Below are 226 nucleotides of genomic sequence, written 5' to 3' on the forward strand. Positions count from 1 at the left end.
CCGGCGGGGGGATCACCTCCGCCGGCATCGTGCTCGCCGCGACCTTCTCCGCCCTCGCCGTCCTACCCCTGGTGGTGCTTGTCGAGTTGGGTACGGCGGGGGCGGTCGGGGGGCTTATTTAAACCATCATCTTTCGGGCGCTGCTGGTGCCCCCACCCGCGGACGACATCCGGGCGAAGATCTGGGGGGCGGGGCGGGTGTCTCGGGGGGACGGGGGGGGGGGGGG

Annotated in this window: 1 pseudogene; it reads left to right on the forward strand. The window is 73.0% G+C overall.

Annotation, left to right across the window (positions count from 1 at the left end):
* Positions 1-226 (forward strand): annotated as a pseudogene (locus tag C7C45_RS35390) (MMPL family transporter); the annotation flags it as partial.

This window comes from Micromonospora arborensis (assembly GCF_003205615.1).
GTDB lineage: Bacteria > Actinomycetota > Actinomycetes > Mycobacteriales > Micromonosporaceae > Micromonospora > Micromonospora arborensis.